Origin of the sequence: Aeromonas hydrophila subsp. hydrophila ATCC 7966 (assembly GCF_000014805.1) — a bacterium.
Classification (GTDB): Bacteria; Pseudomonadota; Gammaproteobacteria; order Enterobacterales; family Aeromonadaceae; genus Aeromonas; species Aeromonas hydrophila.
On sequence record NC_008570.1, the window covers coordinates 1,824,416 to 1,841,542 of the forward strand.

The 17,127-nt window shown below is 62.6% G+C and carries 19 protein-coding genes; 11 read left to right on the top strand and 8 right to left on the bottom strand.

Features of this window, described 5'->3' with window-relative positions:
- The first annotated feature begins 32 nt into the window (after positions 1–32).
- Positions 33–1,169, top strand: coding sequence for an ABC transporter ATP-binding protein (locus tag AHA_RS08405; RefSeq protein WP_011705560.1), 1,137 nt, complete (start codon positions 33–35; stop codon positions 1,167–1,169).
- A gap of 115 nt (positions 1,170–1,284) precedes the next feature.
- Here the strand turns inward: AHA_RS08405 and ppk2 are convergent, their stop codons facing one another.
- Positions 1,285–2,100, bottom strand: a complete 816-nt coding sequence (gene ppk2, locus AHA_RS08410; protein ID WP_011705561.1) for a polyphosphate kinase 2 — start codon at positions 2,098–2,100, stop codon at positions 1,285–1,287.
- A gap of 112 nt (positions 2,101–2,212) precedes the next feature.
- Between ppk2 and AHA_RS08415 the strand changes: the two genes are divergently transcribed.
- A complete protein-coding gene (locus AHA_RS08415; RefSeq protein ID WP_011705562.1) occupies positions 2,213–3,013 on the top strand; it encodes an alpha/beta fold hydrolase in 801 nt (266 codons plus the stop codon).
- 85 nt (positions 3,014–3,098) lie between these two features.
- On the opposite strand, the gene AHA_RS08420 is transcribed toward AHA_RS08415, so the two are convergent.
- The 3 genes from AHA_RS08420 to AHA_RS08430 are packed head-to-tail and all read right to left on the bottom strand — an operon-like array spanning position 3,099 to position 5,269.
- Positions 3,099–3,905, bottom strand: a complete 807-nt coding sequence (locus AHA_RS08420) for a MipA/OmpV family protein (protein WP_011705563.1) — start codon at positions 3,903–3,905, stop codon at positions 3,099–3,101.
- A 35-nt stretch (positions 3,906–3,940) separates the two neighbouring features.
- Positions 3,941–5,011 (bottom strand): AI-2E family transporter, encoded by a 1,071-nt coding sequence (locus AHA_RS08425; RefSeq protein WP_011705564.1) that lies wholly within the window; start codon positions 5,009–5,011, stop codon positions 3,941–3,943.
- A gap of 15 nt (positions 5,012–5,026) precedes the next feature.
- Positions 5,027–5,269, bottom strand: coding sequence for a sulfurtransferase TusA family protein (locus AHA_RS08430; protein WP_011705565.1), 243 nt, complete (start codon positions 5,267–5,269; stop codon positions 5,027–5,029).
- Between the two features lie 128 nt (positions 5,270–5,397).
- On the opposite strand from AHA_RS08430, the gene bepA reads away from it, so the two are divergent.
- Entirely contained in the window at positions 5,398–6,852 is a 1,455-nt protein-coding gene (gene bepA, locus AHA_RS08435; RefSeq protein WP_348981351.1) for a beta-barrel assembly-enhancing protease, read from the top strand.
- 119 nt (positions 6,853–6,971) lie between these two features.
- Here bepA and AHA_RS08440 read toward each other — a convergent pair whose 3' ends face one another.
- The gene (locus AHA_RS08440; RefSeq protein ID WP_011705567.1) at positions 6,972–7,454 is read right to left on the bottom strand and encodes a TlpA family protein disulfide reductase; all 483 of its coding nucleotides are present in this window, start codon (positions 7,452–7,454) and stop codon (positions 6,972–6,974) included.
- 60 nt (positions 7,455–7,514) lie between these two features.
- Between AHA_RS08440 and arsC the strand changes: the two genes are divergently transcribed.
- From arsC to AHA_RS08455, 3 genes are all read left to right on the top strand, one after another.
- The gene (gene arsC / locus AHA_RS08445; protein ID WP_011705568.1) at positions 7,515–7,865 is read left to right on the top strand and encodes an arsenate reductase (glutaredoxin); all 351 of its coding nucleotides are present in this window, start codon (positions 7,515–7,517) and stop codon (positions 7,863–7,865) included.
- Complete coding sequence (locus AHA_RS08450; RefSeq protein ID WP_011705569.1) at positions 7,862–8,257, top strand: DUF2069 domain-containing protein; 396 nt, start codon at positions 7,862–7,864, stop codon at positions 8,255–8,257. Before arsC ends, AHA_RS08450 begins: the two co-directional genes overlap by 4 nt.
- A 290-nt stretch (positions 8,258–8,547) precedes the next feature.
- A complete protein-coding gene (locus tag AHA_RS08455) occupies positions 8,548–9,618 on the top strand; it encodes a linear amide C-N hydrolase (protein ID WP_011705570.1) in 1,071 nt (356 codons plus the stop codon).
- A 36-nt stretch (positions 9,619–9,654) separates the two neighbouring features.
- Here AHA_RS08455 and AHA_RS08460 read toward each other — a convergent pair whose 3' ends face one another.
- Positions 9,655–10,275: an acyl carrier protein phosphodiesterase gene (locus AHA_RS08460; protein WP_011705571.1), complete on the bottom strand. Its 621-nt coding sequence runs from the start codon at positions 10,273–10,275 to the stop codon at positions 9,655–9,657.
- Between the two features lie 176 nt (positions 10,276–10,451).
- Here AHA_RS08460 and iadA point away from each other — a divergent pair, with 176 nt between their 5' ends.
- Positions 10,452–11,582, top strand: a complete 1,131-nt coding sequence (gene iadA, locus AHA_RS08465; protein ID WP_011705572.1) for a beta-aspartyl-peptidase — start codon at positions 10,452–10,454, stop codon at positions 11,580–11,582.
- Between the two features lie 110 nt (positions 11,583–11,692).
- On the opposite strand, the gene AHA_RS08470 is transcribed toward iadA, so the two are convergent.
- Positions 11,693–12,595 (bottom strand): lysine exporter LysO family protein, encoded by a 903-nt coding sequence (locus AHA_RS08470; RefSeq protein WP_011705573.1) that lies wholly within the window; start codon positions 12,593–12,595, stop codon positions 11,693–11,695.
- Between the two features lie 533 nt (positions 12,596–13,128).
- Between AHA_RS08470 and AHA_RS08475 the strand changes: the two genes are divergently transcribed.
- The 4 genes from AHA_RS08475 to AHA_RS08490 all read left to right on the top strand — a co-directional run bounded on the left by AHA_RS08475 (position 13,129) and on the right by AHA_RS08490 (position 16,379).
- Positions 13,129–13,899 (top strand): ABC transporter ATP-binding protein, encoded by a 771-nt coding sequence (locus tag AHA_RS08475; RefSeq protein ID WP_011705574.1) that lies wholly within the window; start codon positions 13,129–13,131, stop codon positions 13,897–13,899.
- A 65-nt stretch (positions 13,900–13,964) separates the two neighbouring features.
- Positions 13,965–14,738 carry an ABC transporter substrate-binding protein gene (locus tag AHA_RS08480; protein WP_011705575.1) on the top strand — a complete coding sequence of 258 codons (774 nt, stop codon included), beginning with the start codon at positions 13,965–13,967 and terminating at the stop codon, positions 14,736–14,738.
- A gap of 204 nt (positions 14,739–14,942) precedes the next feature.
- The gene (locus tag AHA_RS08485; RefSeq protein WP_011705576.1) at positions 14,943–15,683 is read left to right on the top strand and encodes an ABC transporter permease; all 741 of its coding nucleotides are present in this window, start codon (positions 14,943–14,945) and stop codon (positions 15,681–15,683) included.
- Positions 15,684–15,686: 3 nt separating this feature from the next.
- Entirely contained in the window at positions 15,687–16,379 is a 693-nt protein-coding gene (locus AHA_RS08490) for an ABC transporter permease (protein ID WP_011705577.1), read from the top strand.
- 51 nt (positions 16,380–16,430) lie between these two features.
- On the opposite strand, the gene AHA_RS08495 is transcribed toward AHA_RS08490, so the two are convergent.
- A complete protein-coding gene (locus AHA_RS08495) occupies positions 16,431–17,072 on the bottom strand; it encodes an energy-coupling factor ABC transporter permease (protein WP_011705578.1) in 642 nt (213 codons plus the stop codon).
- Between the last annotated feature and the right edge of the window lie 55 nt (positions 17,073–17,127).

Below are 17,127 nucleotides of genomic sequence, written 5' to 3' on the forward strand. Positions count from 1 at the left end.
CGATTTGCAAAGATTCAAGAGCGGAGCTCGACATGGCTGAAGTAGTACTCAACAACGTTCGCAAAAATTACGACCCGGCTGTTCACAAGGACACCCTGCGCAATATCAACCTGGCCATCAAGGAAGGGGAGTTCATCGTCTTCGTCGGTCCGTCAGGTTGCGGCAAGTCCACCCTGCTGCGGATGATTGCGGGTCTGGAAGACATCACCAGCGGCGAGCTGACCATCGGCGGTCGTTACATGAACGACGTGCCGCCGGTAGAGCGCAATGTGGGCATGGTGTTCCAGTCCTACGCCCTCTATCCGCACATGAACATCTACGAGAACATGGCCTTCGGCCTCAAGCTCAAGAAGATGGACAAGGAGAACATCCACAAGCGGGTGATGCGCGCCGCCGAGATCCTGGGTCTCGAGCCGCTGCTGGACCGCAAGCCCAAGGCACTCTCCGGCGGTCAGCGCCAGCGGGTCGCCATCGGCCGCTCCATCGTCCAGCAGCCGCAGGTGTTCCTGTTTGACGAACCTCTGTCCAACCTGGATGCCGCCCTGCGGGTCAAGATGCGCATCGAGATCGCCAAGCTGCACAAGGAGCTCAACTCCACCATCATCTACGTGACCCACGACCAGGTGGAGGCCATGACGCTGGCCAACCGCATCGTGGTGCTGAGCCCGCTCAAGGGCGAGGCGACCACCAACCTGGAGCAGTTCGGCACCCCGCTCGAGCTCTACCACAACCCGGACAACAAGTTCGTGGCCGGCTTCATCGGCTCTCCCAAGATGAACTTCCTGGCCGGCGAGCTGGTGGAGATTGGCGAGCAGGAGTGCGTGGTCAAGCTGACCACCGGCGATACCGTGCGTGCCCGGGTCGATGCCCGCAGCGGCGCGGTCGGCGACAAGGTGGAGCTGGGCATTCGTCCCGAGCACCTGGTGCCGCTGGATCACCCCCATGCCGACAGCAAGGTGAGCGGGGTGGTGCAGGTGGCTGAACACCTGGGGGCCGAATCCTTCGTCTACATGGACGTGGCTGGGCACGACTTCACCGTCAAGGCCAGCTCCGACGTGGATGTGGCCACCGGTCAGCAGTACAGCGTCGGCATTCCGGCCGAAGCCTGCTACCTGTTCGATGCCAAGGAGCAAGCCTTCCCGCGCACGGCCAAATACATCCGCACCTGATCAGGGGCGGCTGCCGAGGTTTTCCTTTCTTTAGATTCAATGCCTTTTTGCCGGTCGCAAGACCGGCTTTTTATTGCCTGCCGTTTGGCGAGAACGGCAGGCAAGGTGGCAGGGCTCAGCCCTCAAGTGCGGCGGTAATGTCGGGCACGAAGTGCTGGTTGGCCAGCGGCGGGCGCTCATACCCCTCGGTGTTGATGGGGGGCAGGGTGATGGGCTCGTAGTGGATCGCCTCATAGGGCACCTTGCCCAGCAGGTGGGAGATGCAGTTGAGGCGGGCGCGGCGCTTGTCGTCCGCCTCCACCACGAACCAGGGACAATCCTCGGTGTCGGTGTAGGTGAACATGTCGTCCTTGGCGCGGGAGTACTCCACCCAGCGCGAGCGGGACTGCAGGTCCATCGGGCTGAACTTCCAGCGCTTGATGGGGGTGTTGATCCGCTCCTTGAACCGTTTCTCCTGCTCCTCGTCGCTGACCGAGAACCAGTATTTGATCACCGTGATGCCGGCGCGGATCAGCATCCGCTCGAACTCGGGGCAGGCCCGCAAAAACTCGCGATACTCGTTGTCGCTGCAAAAGCCCATCACTCGCTCGACCCCGGCCCGGTTGTACCAGGAGCGGTCGAACAGCACCATCTCGCCGGCGGCGGGCAGGTGGGCCACGTAGCGCTGAAAGTACCACTGGGAGCGCTCGCGGTCCGAGGGGGCGGGCAGCGCCGTGACCCGGCAGACCCGGGGGTTGAGGGGCTCGGTGATCGCCTTGATGACGCCCCCCTTGCCGGCGGCGTCGCGGCCCTCGAACAGCACCACCACTTTCAGTCCCTCCTGCTTGACCCACTCCTGCAGCTTGACCAGTTCCTCCTGCAGATGGGCCAGGTGGTGCTCGTAGGTCTTCTTGTCCAGGCGCGGGCGTTTCTTGCTCTTGTCCTTCGGCATGCTCGTCTCCTTATTGACACTTTTCCAGATTGCACCAGGCAGGCGTCACTGCCAAGAGGGTCGTGCTACACTGCCGCCCCGTCAATAGTCGGCACCAGAAACAGGAGAAAACATGAAGCAATTTATGGAGATCGCGGGCCGCCAGATGGCCTATCTGGACGAGGGGCAGGGCCCGGTACTGTTGTTTGGTCACAGCTACCTGTGGGACAGCGCCATGTGGGCGCCGCAAATCGAGGCCCTCAAGGGGCAGTATCGCTGCATCGTGCCCGAGCTGTGGGGCCACGGCGATTCCGACGCGCTGCCCGAGGGCGCCTGCACCCTGGCAACCCTGGCCCGCGATCATCTGGCGTTGCTCGATGCGCTCGGCATCGATGAGTTCGTGCTGGTGGGTCTCTCCATCGGCGGCATGTGGGGCGTCGAGCTGGCACGCATGGCACCCGCGCGCCTCAAGGGCCTGGTGCTGATGGACAGCTTCGTCGGCCTCGAGCCGCAGATCACCTGCGAGCGCTACCTCGGCATGCTGGCGATGATCGAGCAGCTTGGCACCATCCCGGCCCCCATCGTCGAGCAAGTGGCACCGCTGTTCTTTGCCGACCAGCCGGATGCCGACCTGATGAGCGGTTTCAAGGCGCGCCTCGCCGCCTGGCCGGCCGACAAGGTGGCCGCCATGGTGGCGGTGGGCCGCAGCTTCGTGACCCGCGAGGATCGCATCGAGTGGCTGGAAGAGATGGCAGTGCCTGCGCTGGTGATGACCGGCAGTCAGGACAAGGCGCGGCCGGTGCTGGAAGGCTATCTGATGGCCGAGGTGCTGGGTTGCCCGTTCAAGGAGGTCCCGGCGGCCGGCCACATCGCCTCGCTGGAGAACCCCGCCTTCGTCAATGAGCAGCTCGGCGCGTTTCTGGCTGCGCTGTAAGCCTGAATTGGCAGCCTGACGATGATCGTGAAAAAGGGAGCCGAGGGCTCCCTTTTGTTTGTTCGTATCTCACGGCGAATCACAGTTACCAGATATAGCCGAGGGCAAATCCTGCATAGAGTTCGCCTTCGTGCTGGACGATGGGGCTGTTTTTAATATCCCGATCATACAATTCGTAGTTCATGGCAAACATGCCAATCCAGTTGGGGCTGAAGCGGTAGCTGGTGATGAGCGCCGCCATGGGGGAGAGGGTTGGCCCCGTATCCCAGGCCGGGCGCTGGGCGGTGGCCTCGCTTTCGGCGATGCCACCGAAGTAGTAGTTGGCCATCTTGTCGCTGCGCAGCATCAGCCCCATCCCCGGCATGATCAGCAGGTTGTCGCGCTGGATGGGGAAGTCGGCCCACAGCAGCAGCTCCTGACCCTTGCTGCGGCCGGTGATGTCGCTGTTGGCCCGCACGGTCAGCAGGGCGTAGGGAGTGATGATGTTGCCACCGATCCCGCCTTCCAGCTGCCATTTGCGCTGTTCCATGCCGGTGAAGGCGGGCGACTCCTCGGGATCCAGATTGCCAAAACGCACCCGGCCATAGCCATACAGGGCGACATGTTCATCCTTGTGGAAGTAGTAACGCGCCCGATCGCCGAGAAACATGAACTGCTTGCCGAAGTAGATAAAGCCCGGGATGGCGTAGGTGGCATTATCCTGCGCCTCATAGCGGGCTTGTCCCCCGATGAGCGCCGCACCGGCGACAAAGCCTTGTGGCACCGGGCTGGTGGGACTGTCGCTGGTGAGCAGATCCATGGCGCCAAGGTCGATATCGGCACGGGCGGGCATGGCGGCAGCGAGGAGCAGGGCCGTCAGCCCTGCTGCTCTGATTTGACGCAAAAAGGTCATGGACACTCCGTTGTCACGATTGCATGGGAAGTGGGTTATTTCGCGGCGCTCGGCAGATCTTCACGTTTTGGCCAGGCGTTGAGCACCGCCTTGACCAGGGTGGCGAGGGGGATGGCGAAGAAGACCCCCCAGAATCCCCACAGGCCGCCGAACACCAGCACGGCGATGATGATGGCCACCGGATGGAGGTTGAGCGCCTCGGAGAAGAGGATGGGCTCCAGCACGTTGCCGGTAAGCACCTGGATCACGGTGTAGACCACCATCAGCCAGGTGAACTCCGGGGTCAGTCCCCACTGGAACAGGGCCACCATGGCCACCGGTACCGTCACTGCCGCGGCGCCTATGTAGGGGATCAGCACCGAGAAGCCGACCGCCACCGCCAGCAGCACCGAGTAGCGCAGCCCCAGCATGGCGAAGGCCACATAGCTGATCACCCCGACGATCAGGATCTCGATGACCTTGCCGCGGATGTAGTTGAGGATCTGCTCGTTCATCTCCACCCAGACCCGGTTGACCAGGGTGCGGTTGCGCGGCAGGAAGCGGCGCAGTCCGCCCATCAGGATCTGCTTGTCCTTGAGCATGAAGAACACCATCAGCGGCACCAGGATGGCGTAGATGAGGATGGCCACCACGTTGATGAGGGAGCTGAGGGAGGCGCTCACCAGCTGCTCGCCCCCGGTCAGGATGCGCTGGCGGATGTTGTCGATGATGGTCTCCACTAGGGTGACGTTGATGAGCTCGGGGTACTGCTCCGGCAGGGTGCGCACATAGTCCTGGGCATGGGAGAGCATGGCCGGGGACTCCTTGGCGAGGTTCAGCCCCTGGCTCGCCAGGGTCGGGATGAGCCCGAGGAACGCCATGGCGGTGAGGGCGATGAACAACAGCAGGATGAGACTGGTGGCCAGGGTACGCGAGAGCCCGGCCCGCTGCAGCCGGCTCACCGGCCACTCCAGCAGGTAGGCCATCACCAGCGCTACCAAGAGCGGCGCCAAGAGATCACCGAACAACCAGAGCACGGCGAAACAGGCCACCAGCAGCAGAAACAGGGTGACGGCATCGGGATCGGAGAAACGGGTCTGATACCAGCGCTTGATGACTTCTAACATGGCGACATCCTTAGGTTACTGGGGCTTGCCGTGGTGCTGGGCCCCGACCACCAACTGCAAAGAGAGGGTATTGTCTGGCGCCTCCTGCAACGTGAAGGCATGACCCTGGCGTTGCAGATAGGCGGGAATGTCCTGCCGGGAGCCGGCATCGGCCAGCCGGATGGACAGGGATTGACCGGCGTTGGCCTGACGCAGCCAGAGCTTGAGCCGGATCAGCGGCTCGGGGCAGCGCCAGGGGGTCAGGTCGAGGTATTCCATGGAGGCTCCATCGCGCGTGAGGCGGCTATTATGGCCGTGATGAGAGCGCGAAACAACGCTTGTAGCCCTTGATGGGCAAGGGTATTCTGCCGGTGTCCCGGTAGGGTCTGATTGGAGATAGAGATAACGTGGCACGCTTTTCCCCCCTGATGGCATCGCTCCCCCTGCTGGCTTCCCTGATGGGTGCCACTTTCCATGCCCAGGCCAACAACCAGCTTCCCGACATCGGCACCGCCGGGGTGGCCGCCCTGCCCATCGAGCAGGAGGTGCGCTACGGCAACGCCTTCATGCGCTTTGCCCGGGCCGGCTTGCCGATCATCGATGATCCCGTCTTGAGCCAGTACATCGACGATCTGGGCCAGCGGCTGCTCTCCAACGCCGACGGCGTGCGTTTCCCGTTCACCTTCTTCCTGATCAACGACCCCAGCATCAACGCGGCCGCCTTCCTCGGCGGGCGGGTCAAGGTGCACACCGGCCTGTTTCTCTATGCCGACAGCGAGAGCGAACTCGCCTCGGTACTGGCGCACGAAATCACCCACGTGACCCAGCGCCACATCGCCCGCTACATGGAAGCGCAGGCGAGCAGCTCCGCCATGACCCTGGCCGGGCTGGTGGGCTCCATCGCACTGGCGGTGATCAACCCCACCGCGGGCATCGCCGCGCTGCAGACCACGCTCGGTCTCTCCATGCAGTCGGCCATCAACTACACCCGCGACAACGAATACGAAGCGGACCGGATCGGCATGAAGACCCTCTACGACGCCGGTTTCGATCCCATGGGCATGGCCAACTTCTTCCAGAAGCTGGCGGCCGAGTATCGCTACGCCAGCAAGCCGCCTGAGATGCTGCTGACGCACCCGCTGCCGGAGACCCGGATCAGCGAGGCGCGTGCCCGGGCGGGCAGCTATGGCCGTCGGGATCTGCCGCCGAGTCTCGACTTCTGGCTGGCCAAGGTGCGCATTCAGGTGCGTTTTGGCACCGAGAGCCCGCAGGCCCTGCTCACCTATTTTGACAACCGCCTGCAGAAGGGGGACTACCCGCTCAAGGATGCGGCCACCTACGGCAAGGCGCTGGCGCTGCTGCAGCTCAAGCGCACCGACGAGGCCGACGCCCTGATGCAGGAGCTGGCGACTCGTCATCCTGAAGATCTGTTCGTGGTGGATGCCCTCACCGACATCGACTTGGCCAAGGGGCGCAGCGCCCAGGCCATCGCCCGGCTCGAGAAATTCCGCACCCGCATGCCGGACAACGAGGTGGTGGTGGTGAACCTCGGCAACGCCTATCTGGAAGGGGGCAATTACAAGAAGTCCATCGCCATTCTCGACCCCTATGCCCGCGAGCACGAAGAGAACAATCTGGCCTGGAGCCTGCTCTCCGATGCCTATCGCAAGGCGGGCAGGATGACCGATCTGCACATGGCGCGGGCCGAGATGCTCTCCCTGCGCGGTGACTACCAGGCAGCCATCGACGAGCTGATCGTGGCGCGCGGCACCACCAACGATAAGTTGACCCTGGCCAGACTGGAGGCGCGCATCACCGAGCTGGAGCGGGCCAAGAAGGATCTCGACAGCCTCAAGGGCTGACGGGCCAGCGGCTCTCATTCACGACAAGGGCGCACCTCGGTGCGCCCTTGTCGTTTTATGATGACGAAGTGAATGGCGGGAACGCCAGCCGGCTGGCTTTTTCGCAAGGGTTTGGGCGCTCAGCGGCCAATCGGTTTGACGGATGCCCTGAGGGCTTCGAGTCGCGATGGGGTGAACTCGCCCACCAGGGTCTGCTGGAGCTTGCCCTCACCATCGAGCAGATAGCTGGTGGGCAGCCCGGCGGGGTGGGGGAAGGGGAGGCTCGCCTCCTGCCGGGCGATGAGCAGCGGCACCTTGATGTGGTACTGCCCGGCCAGTTTGGCGAGCTCGGCCGGGGTGGCCGGGTCGTAGTTGACCATCACCACGGTGATCTGCCCCTCATGAGTCAGCGCCTCCAGCAGCGGTATCTCCCGCAGGCAGGGGGCACACCAGGGGGCGAAGTAGTTGACCAACAGCGGCTTGCCGGCAAAGTCGGTCAGGGCCACCGGCTGGTTCTGGCTGTCGGTGAACGGAGGGGCCGGGCTGCAGGCTGTCAGCAGGCCGGCCACAATCAGCCAACAAATTCGTTTCAATTCCTGCACTCTCGCGCTTACCCTGACCATCAGTTTCCCCTACAATAGCGCCGTTTCTTGTCCCATCTTGCGATTAATCAGGGAGTTATCATGAGCGAGACCCAAATCTACCACAATCCGCGCTGCTCCAAGAGCCGTGAAACCCTGGCCTTGCTGGAACAGCACGGGATCGCCCCGGATGTGGTGCTCTATCTGGAGCAGGCCCCGAGCGAGGCAGAGATCCGCACCCTGCTGAGCCAGCTGGGGTTCAGCGATCCGCGTCAGCTGATGCGCACCAAGGAAGAACTCTACAAGGAGCTGGGTCTTGGCGAGGTGAGCGGCGATGACCTCATTCGCGCCATGCACCAGCATCCCAAGCTCATCGAGCGGCCCATCGTGATCAAGAACGGTCAGGCCCGCATCGGTCGTCCGCCCGAGCAGGTGCTGGAGATCCTCAAGTGAGCACCCGCTTCGCCCGCCTGCTGACCTTGGTCGGCTTCTTCGGCCTGCTGGGCTGGGTCATCCTCTGGCATCTGTGGCTCTCGCCCCACCCGGATCTCAACCCCTGGTTGCTGCCGGTGATCTGGACGGTGCCGCTGCTGTTCCCGCTCAAGGGGATCGTGCAGGGCAACCCCTACACCCACGCCTGGGGCAACTTCGTGCTGATGCCCTACTTCCTGCACGCCCTGACCCTGATCACCACGGATGAGGGGGAGCGGTGGCTGGCGGTGGTGGAGCTGGTGTTCACCGTGTTCGCCTTCATCGGCACCATCTATTACGCCCGCCTGCGCGGCCGCGAGCTGGGCCTGAGCATTCGCAAGAAGAAGGGTGAGCCTTCAGCGCAAGACCACTGAGGCCCGCGTCAGCGCGCCTGCTCTGTGCAAACCGGACCTTGAGTCCGGTTTTTTTATGGATGTGCAGCCCCGACACGACCGGGGTTGACGTGACTGCAGGTGGGTTAAAATATTGCTGGCAACGCAGATGTCCGCTGTATCTCGCTGATCTTGCAGCAACTATGTCGACATGATCACATCTTGACCGCCGCGAGGTGGGAGGGGGGCGGGCAGCTGACTATCCTCATTAAGCTCCCATACAGCGGTAGCCGTTAGCCTGTCGTTTTCACCAGTCTTGAGTGATGCATCCTATGAAACGCCAATCCCGCCCCTTGCTCCAGAAAACCCTGTTGGCCTTGACCATGGCCCTGTCGGTCAGCTCGCTGGCCGATGCCTGCACCCGCGCCGTTTATCAGGGCGACGGCGGTTTGGTGGTGACCGGCCGTACCATGGACTGGCGCGCCGCCATGCCGACCAACCTCTGGGCCTTGCCGCGCGGCATCGACCGGAGCGGGGCGGCCGGTCCGCACTCCATGACGTGGAACGCGCGCTATGGCTCCCTGGTCGCCGCGGGGTTTGACGCGGGTACCGCCGATGGCATGAACGAAAAGGGGCTGGTGGCCAACCTGCTCTACCTGACCGAGTCCGAGTATGTGACTCCGAGCGACAAGGATCCGCGCAAGACGCTCTCCATCTCCCTCTGGGCCCAGTATGTGCTGGACAATTTTGCCACCGTCAGCGAGGCGGCCGCCGCTTTGTCGAAGGACGAGTTCTATGTGGTGACCACTCTGACGCCGGATGGCAAGCCGGGCCAGCTGCACCTCTCCATTTCGGATGCCAGCGGTGATTCGGCCATTTTCCAGTACGTGGATGGCAAGCTGCAGATCCACCACGACCGCAGCTATCAGGTGATGACCAACTCCCCCGTGTTCGACAAGCAGCTGGCACTCAATGAGTACTGGGAGGAGATAGGCGGGCTCACCATGCTGCCGGGCACCAACCGGTCGGCGGATCGTTTCGCCCGGGCCTCTTTTTATATCAAGACCCTGCCCAAGACGGATCAGGCCAATGAGGCCGTGGCCGGTGTGATGAGCGTGATGCACAACGTCTCGGTGCCCATGGGGATCAGCACACCGGATCAACCCAACATCTCCACCACCCTGTGGCGCAGCGTGTCGGATCAACAGCATCGCCGCTACTTCTTCGAGCTGACCCATCTGCCCAACACCTTCTGGGTGAGCATGGACCAGCTGGACTTGAGTGTTGGCGCCCCGGTCAAGAAACTCCCGCTGACCGAGCGTCAGCTCTATGCGGGGGAAACGGCGGACAAGTTTGTGCCGGCCAAGGCGTTCACCTTCCTGCCAGCCACGCCAGGGGCCTGATGAAGCGTTGGTAGAAGGCCCCTCGCGGGGCCTTTTTTATGGCCGCAAGCCGGGGTGGCCGCCGGTCTCGCGATAGTGGGCCAACTGCTGCACGCTGTGGCTCATCAACTGGGGGTAGAAGCGCAGAAAACCCGCCTCGCACCCTTGCCATTGCGCTTGCTTGAGGGTGAGCAGCGCATCGCCGAGCGGCAGGGGGCGACGCAGCCGGCGGCCGATGCCGTTGAGGGCCTGCGCCAGCCCCTCTTTGTGCTGATAGGAGGCGATCCAGTTCTGCTCCGCCATCCGTCTGAGGGGCAGCGGCAACCCATCCGGCAGGCGGTCCGCATCCACCAGCAGGTGCCGGTAACTCTGCTGCAGGAAGCGGGGCAGGGCCTCGTCATGAAACTGCGGCCAGTGCAGGCTGAGCCAGTGGTCGTAGAGCATGTCCACCAGGATGCCGCCAAAGCGGCGCCAGGGGGCCTCGAAGCAGGCCACCGCTGCCCTGTGTTCGGGGTGACTGTCGGTGAAGGCATCTATCTTGCGGTGCAGCCAGATCCCCTCGTCGAGTTCGGTGCCGAGCGTGCTCGGCAGGGCGCCCTTGACGAAATCTCCCAGCAGGTTGCCGGTGAGGGAGCTGTGGGTATGGGCTGCCAGATGCAGGTGAGCCAGATAGTTCATGAAGGGTGACGTCAGCCAGAGGGGATTGTCGCTGAGCCTAGCGGATCCGGCAGCCCTTGCCTACGGGAACGGGCGCTTGGCCGTGCGGAAGTGCTTCCCTCCATGACCGCCGGCTGGGTAGAGTGCAGCATGGCTGGCGCGTTGTGGCGCCCATCATCATCACGAGGAGCATGCACATGTTGACCCTGATCGAGGGCGCCGAACTCTATGGCCCGACTGCGCTGGGCCGCCAGGATCTGCTGGTGGCCGATGGCCGCATCGCCTGGCTCGGCCGAGGCTTGTCAGTCCCCGCCGACTGGCCGCTGACGCGGGTGGATGGCCGCGGCCGCTATCTGGTGCCCGGGCTGGTGGATCCGCTGGCCCACATTACCGGCGGTGGTGGTGAGGGGGGCTTTGGTTTTCGCACGCCGGAGCTGGCGGCAAGGGAGGCGCTGAGCGCAGGGGTTACTACCCTGGTGGCGGCGCTCGGTACCGACAGCCTGACCCGCAGCCCGGCTCAGGTGCTCGGCAAGGTGCGCGAGTTTCGCGCCGCCGGGGTGAGCGCCTTCATGTATACCGGCTCCTACCATCTGCCGGTCAAGACCCTCACCGGCACGGTGGAGTCCGACATCATGCTCATTCCCGAGGTACTGGGAGTGGGGGAGCTGGCCATCAGCGACCACAGATCCAGTGCGCCGACCCACGACGAGCTGGCCCGCCTGGTGAGCGAGGCGCGGGTAGCCGGGCTGCTTGCCGGCAAGAGCGGGGTCAGCTTCTTTCATCTGGGGGACGGGCGCGGGGCGCTGGCGCCGTTGCGGGCCCTGCGCGATGGCACCGACATCCCGCTGCGCCAGCTCTATCCCACCCACTGCAACCGCAACCCCTGGCTGTTTGCCGAGGCCATCGAGTGGGGGCGGGCCGGCGGCTGGGTCGACCTCACCACGTCGAGCTTTCCGGACTTGCTGGACGATGGCGAGCGGCTGGCGGCCGACGCCCTGGTGGAGCTGCTGGCGGCCGGGGTACCCGCCGATCGTATCAGCTTCAGCTCGGACGCCAACGCCAGCCTGCCGCGCTTCGATGGCGAGGGGCGTCTCATCGAGCTGCGCTGCGGCCAGATAGACAGCCTGTGGCAGGCGCTGGTGGAGGCTTGTGGCAAGGGGGTCGCGCTGGAGGTGGCGCTGGCAGTAGTGACGGCCAATCCGGCCAGGGCACTGGGGCTGGCGACCAAGGGCACGCTGGCGGTGGGGCAGGATGCGGATCTGCTGCTGATCGACCCCGATACGCTTACCATCGAGCGGGTGATGAGCGGCGGTTGCTGGCGCACCTGAAGGCTGCGAGTTGACGGGGAGCCTGTTACACCCGGTTCCCCTCTTTTAAACGACAAGCCCGGCAGCAGTGCCGGGCTTGTCGTTGTTGGCGATGGGTGGCTCAGGGGCAATCAGATGGCGAGGAAGCCCAGGATCAGGATGGGGCCGAGCAGGCTCAGGATAAAGCCGGAGACGATGGCCACCGGTACCACCTGGATGCCGCCGGATTTCTGGATGACCGGCAGGGTGAAGTCCAGCGCCGTGGCGCCGCCATAGCCGATGGCGGCGGAGGGGTGGCGACGCATCAGCATCGGAATGATCAGGATGGCGATGAGCTCGCGGCCCAGATCGTTGATGAAGGCGGCGGAGCCCAGTACCGGCCCCAGCTTGTCGGCCACCAGGATGCCGGAGAGCGAATACCAGCCGAAGCTGGAACTGAGGGCCAGGCCGTGGGTCAGCGGCATGTCGAGCAGCTGGGCGGCCAGCAGGCTGCCAAGCCAGCTGCTGAGGATGACGGTGACGGCGATCTTCATGCCCCAGGGGTTGAGCAGGATCTGGCGCAGCCGCATGCCAGAGTTGCGCATCTGCACCCCGATGAGAAACAGCAACAACATCAGCGCCCACTCGCTCCACTTGTCGATGGGCAGGGCGCGCAGGTCGACCAGCAGCCCCAGCAAGACGCCGCCCAGTACCACGAAACAGAGCTGCAGCGACTCCCACAGCAGGTGCAGCTTGCTCGGCATCTGGCCGTCGCTGGCCTCGTGGGTGGGGGGCGAGCGCCTGTCCAGCCACCAGAGGGCCAGCAGGTTGCACAGGGTAATGGCGGCGAGCATCACCCCGGCCACCTTGAAGATCACCGCCAGATTGCTGCCGAGGTTCTCCACGTAGGCGAGCCCCAGCCCCATCAGGAACAAAATGAGATAGACCATCTTGCCCAGCGATTGATTGACCAGCTTGATCAAACGGGCAGAAGATAGGGGTACCAGATAGCCGATTACCAGCGGCAGCAGGATCAGCAACACATTGAGCAACATCGGGGCCTCGATCACAAAAACTGACAAAAATGACACCTTATCATCACTTATTGGGCCTGTGTCACATATTTGTGTGTTTGCCTGCTCCATCCGGAGCTTTTTTATCAATATGTTATGTTTTTGGTGCGAAAGGAGGCCCGCTGTTGGGGCGCCGGCCCATTCTGGTGCAGCCAGAACGGGGTCTGACAGGCCCATTTTTCAACAGGATGCGTGTACTGCATGGTTGAATAAAGTCAATCTGGGTGGCTTGCGGCCAAAACGTAGGAATCTTCTTGCCAGCCTTGCGCTGGGGGTATAAAAAGGCGGTGTTGTCAGGCAGGGGTGGTTAGCGTTTTATGCAGACAAAGTGCTGAAAAATACCTGTTTGGCCAATAAAAATACAGACAAAACACCAAAGACCTCGGTTCTGTATTGTTTTTTAACTATCTGAGTGATATTTTCGCTGAAGGTTGCCATCGGTTAACTTTTTGTTAAATAAGCGATGGCGTGAGTCACGCCCCAGCGGCGTCTAGGGACAGACAAGGTTGTAATGGATGAGCGACGTTGCCGCACTGGAAGTTCGTGATCTGCACAAGTATTTCGGCACCCACGAAGTGCTCAAGGGCATCGATATGACCGCCCACAAGGGGGATGTCATCTCCCTTATCGGCTCCTCCGGTTCGGGGAAGTCGACCTTTCTTCGCTGTATCAATCTGCTGGAAACACCCTCTTCCGGCACGGTTTCCCTCCATGGCGAACTTATTCGCATGAAAACCAACCGGGCCGGTGAACGGTTGCCGGAGGACGTGCGCCAGGTGGAGCGCATTCGCAGCCGCTTGGCCATGGTGTTTCAAAGCTTCAATCTCTGGTCCCACATGACCATCATGCAGAACATCATCGAGGTGCCGATCCAGGTGCTCAAGGTGCCCCGCGCCGAGGCGATGGCCAAGGCGGAACACCTGCTCAACCGGGTGGGTCTGTGGGAGCGGCGCGACTACTACCCAGGTCACCTCTCCGGCGGCCAGCAGCAGCGGGCGGCCATTGCCCGGGCGCTGGCGGTGGAGCCCGAGGTGATGCTGTTTGACGAACCCACCTCGGCGCTCGATCCCGAGCTGGTGGGCGAAGTGCTCGGCCTGATGCGCGAGCTGGCCGAAGAGGGGCGCACCATGCTGGTGGTGACCCATGAGATGTCGTTTGCCCGCGATGTGTCGAACAAGGTAATGTTTTTGCATCAGGGCCGTGTGGAGGAGGAGGGCAATCCCAAGGAGATCTTCGCCCATCCCAAGTCCGAACGGTTCAAGCAATTCATCTCCTCCATCTATTGATGGCCGGGGCTGATCCCCAATAATCTGCAATTGCAACAGTCGATGATTTTATCAAGGAGAGATACATGAACAAGCTGATGCTGGCGACCGCCATAGTCACTGCCCTGTCTTCCGGCAGCCTGATGGCCAAGGAGTGGAAAGAGGTGCGGATCGGGGTGGAAGGTGCCTATCCCCCCTTCTCCTGGACCGAGCCGAGCGGCGAGGTGAAAGGTTTCGACATCGACATCGCCAACGCCCTGTGCGAGGAGATGAAGGTGAAGTGCACCCTGATCAAACAGGACTGGGACGGCATCATTCCGGCGCTGCTGTCGCGCAAGTATGACGCCATCATCGCCACCATGGACATCACCGAAGAGCGCAAGAAGAAGGTGGACTTCACCCAGAAGTACCAGCACATTCCGGCCCGCTTCGCCGCCAAGAAGGGCACCGAGATCAAGCTCGACAAGGAGTTCATGAGTGGCAAGACAGTGGCCGTGCAGCGCGCCACCTCCATGGACACCTACATCACCGACAACTTCCCCAACGCCACCATCAAGCGTTATGGCACTGCAGACGAGGCCTATCTCGATCTGAAATCCGGCCGGGTTGACTACGTGATGGCCGACTCCGCCGCCATCAGCGACGGCCTGCTCAAGAAAGAGGGTGGCGATGCGTTCGAGTTCATCGGCCCGAAACTGACCGATCCCAAGTGGTTTGGCGAGGGTGCCGGCATCGCGGTGCGCAAGGCCGACAAGGATCTGAAAGAGAAATTCAACGCCGCCATCCTGGCGCTGCGTGCCAACGGCAAGTACAAGGCGATCAACGACAAGTACTTCGACTTCGACGTGTACGGCGAGTAACCCCGAAGGCGCGCTACCCCGGTAGCCGCCGGCGCAATTGCGGCGAATCATCACGACAGGTTGACCCTAGTCTGTAGTCATCGGGCCCGTTGTCTCTCGCAAGGGAGCGATGGGCCCGCTTAGTTGCAATGGAGCTGCATGTGTTTGGTTTGAAAGGATATTGGGACGGGAGATCCCGCTCAATGAGTTGCAATGGAGCCGCATATGTTTGATTTGAAAGGATACGAAACCTCCCTGCTGGAGGGGGCCTGGGTCACCCTGGAAGTGGCGCTGGCCTCCCTGCTGCTGGCGCTGGTGCTCGGCATGCTGGGGGCGCTGGCCAAGCTCTCCCCTTATAAATGGGCCCGTGGTTTTGCCACCGCCTACACCACCGTCATTCGCGGCATTCCCGATCTGGTGCTGATGATGCTGCTGTTCTTCGGCGGCCAGGTGCTCATCAACAACCTCTGTACCTGGGTCAACGAGAGCTACAACAACTACCTGCTGGCGAGCAATCCCAACCAGGAGTGGGTCTCCCTGCTACCCGATTACATCGACATCAGCCCGTTTGCGGCCGGGGTGGCCACCATCGGCTTCATCTTCGGCGCCTATATGACCGAGACCTTCCGCGGCGCCATCCTGGCGGTAGACAAGGGCGAGCTGGAAGCGGCCCGCGCCTTTGGCATGCGGGCAACCCAGGTGTTTGTGCGGATCCTGTTTCCCCAGATGATGCGCCACGCCCTGCCGGGGTTTGGCAACAACTGGCTGGTACTGCTGAAAACCACGGCGCTGGTCTCCATCATCGGGCTCGATGACATGGTGCGCAAAGCGTCCCTGGCAGCGGGTTCGACCCAGCTGCCCTTCACCTTCTACATGGCGGTGGCCCTGATCTTCCTGATCTTCACTGCGGTCTCCACCTCGGCACTGAAATGGGCCGAGCGTCACTATGCGATAAAGACGAGGTAAGCCATGGATTTCTCAATCATTCTCACCGAATGGCCCACCTACTGGCAGGGCCTCTACACCACGGTACTGCTGGTGGCGGCGTCCTTGATCCTCGGGCTGATGTTGGCGGTGCCGCTCGGTATCCTGCGCAACAGCCGCAACTGGCTGATCAAGGGGCCGATCTGGGCTTATATCTACTTCTTTCGCGGCACCCCGCTGCTGGTGCAGCTGTTCATCATCTACTACGGCGCCGCCCAGTGGGAGTGGCTGAAAAACAGCGTTGCCTGGGATCTGTTCGCCGAAGCCTGGTTCTGCGCCTTGCTGGCGTTCACTCTGAACACCGGGGCCTACACCGCCGAGATCGTGCGCGGCGCCGTACTCAACATGCCCAAGGGGCAGATTGAAGCGGCCAACGCCTTTGGCATGACTCGCTGGCAGACCCTGACCCGGATCATTTTGCCCAACTCGTTTCGCCGGGCACTGCCGGCCTACAGCAACGAGGTGATCTTCATGCTGCAGGGCTCGGCGGTGGCGGGCATCATCACCATCGTCGATCTGACCGGCGCCGCGCGGATCATCAACTCCCGCTACTACAGCCCGTTCGAGGCGTTCCTGACCGCCGGCCTGCTCTACATGCTGCTGACTTTTGTCATCGTCTGGCTGTTCAAGAAGTGGGAAGCACGCTGGCATGCCCACCTGCGTCCCCGCACCGTGTAAACGCCATAAAAAAAGCCCGCAATTGCGGGCTTTTTTGTCGCTGCGTGTTGCTTAGCGGCCCAGGTATTCCCGGTCGAAGAAGGTGTTGACCCAGTGGGGGCGGTAGATGGCGAGCAGGGTCATGGTCATGCCGTTGAGCAGGGCTTCAGGGAAGAGCAGCAGCGGCCAGATGGAAAGATAGTCGGCGCTGATGGTGTACCAGGGGTAGGTGTCGCTAAGGCCCATCAGGAGGGCACTGGCCACCACCTTGACCGAGATGGAGAGGGCGCCGCCAAGAAAGGCCACCACGAACAGGTAGACGAACAGATGGCGCGGCAGCCAGGCCCAGCTGGCCAGAAACAGCAGCCAGGTGGTGGCGACCGGCAAGGCCACGCCGATGAGGGCCTGCCAGCCGATCTCGGCCAGCGGGATGACGCCAAAATAGCTGAGCACCAGCAGGGTGAGGCAGGGGGCGAGCAGGGCGAGACGCCAGCCCAGCAGCAGGGTCAGGCTGGTGAGGCCGAGAAAGTGCACGTCCAGTCCCTCGTGCAGGCCGGCCCGCAGGGTCCAGAGCGGCACCAGCACGATGGCGCCGCCGAGGCAGAGATGCTGGTAGAGCGGATTGTGGTAGAGGGTGCGCAGCAAGGTGCCGCGCAGGCTGAATATGAGCAGCAGTACCCAGAGCAGCAGGGCGGCGGCTTGTCCTTCACTCATGGCAGATCCTTGTCCGGTGACGGCATGCAGGTGGGCGAAGCCCGATGTGAAAGGG

Bases quoted from the DNA above. Each gene is read 5' to 3' on its own strand.
- AHA_RS08405 (WP_011705560.1), top strand. From the start codon at position 33: ATGGCTGAAGTAGTACTCAACAACGTTCGCAAAAATTACGACCCGGCT.
- ppk2 (WP_011705561.1), bottom strand. From the start codon at position 2,100: ATGCCGAAGGACAAGAGCAAGAAACGCCCGCGCCTGGACAAGAAGACC.
- AHA_RS08415 (WP_011705562.1), top strand. From the start codon at position 2,213: ATGAAGCAATTTATGGAGATCGCGGGCCGCCAGATGGCCTATCTGGAC.
- AHA_RS08420 (WP_011705563.1), bottom strand. From the start codon at position 3,905: ATGACCTTTTTGCGTCAAATCAGAGCAGCAGGGCTGACGGCCCTGCTC.
- AHA_RS08425 (WP_011705564.1), bottom strand. From the start codon at position 5,011: ATGTTAGAAGTCATCAAGCGCTGGTATCAGACCCGTTTCTCCGATCCC.
- AHA_RS08430 (WP_011705565.1), bottom strand. From the start codon at position 5,269: ATGGAATACCTCGACCTGACCCCCTGGCGCTGCCCCGAGCCGCTGATC.
- AHA_RS08440 (WP_011705567.1), bottom strand. From the start codon at position 7,454: ATGGTCAGGGTAAGCGCGAGAGTGCAGGAATTGAAACGAATTTGTTGG.
- arsC (WP_011705568.1), top strand. From the start codon at position 7,515: ATGAGCGAGACCCAAATCTACCACAATCCGCGCTGCTCCAAGAGCCGT.
- AHA_RS08455 (WP_011705570.1), top strand. From the start codon at position 8,548: ATGAAACGCCAATCCCGCCCCTTGCTCCAGAAAACCCTGTTGGCCTTG.
- AHA_RS08460 (WP_011705571.1), bottom strand. From the start codon at position 10,275: ATGAACTATCTGGCTCACCTGCATCTGGCAGCCCATACCCACAGCTCC.
- iadA (WP_011705572.1), top strand. From the start codon at position 10,452: ATGTTGACCCTGATCGAGGGCGCCGAACTCTATGGCCCGACTGCGCTG.
- AHA_RS08470 (WP_011705573.1), bottom strand. From the start codon at position 12,595: ATGTTGCTCAATGTGTTGCTGATCCTGCTGCCGCTGGTAATCGGCTAT.
- AHA_RS08475 (WP_011705574.1), top strand. From the start codon at position 13,129: ATGAGCGACGTTGCCGCACTGGAAGTTCGTGATCTGCACAAGTATTTC.
- AHA_RS08480 (WP_011705575.1), top strand. From the start codon at position 13,965: ATGAACAAGCTGATGCTGGCGACCGCCATAGTCACTGCCCTGTCTTCC.
- AHA_RS08485 (WP_011705576.1), top strand. From the start codon at position 14,943: ATGTTTGATTTGAAAGGATACGAAACCTCCCTGCTGGAGGGGGCCTGG.
- AHA_RS08490 (WP_011705577.1), top strand. From the start codon at position 15,687: ATGGATTTCTCAATCATTCTCACCGAATGGCCCACCTACTGGCAGGGC.
- AHA_RS08495 (WP_011705578.1), bottom strand. From the start codon at position 17,072: ATGAGTGAAGGACAAGCCGCCGCCCTGCTGCTCTGGGTACTGCTGCTC.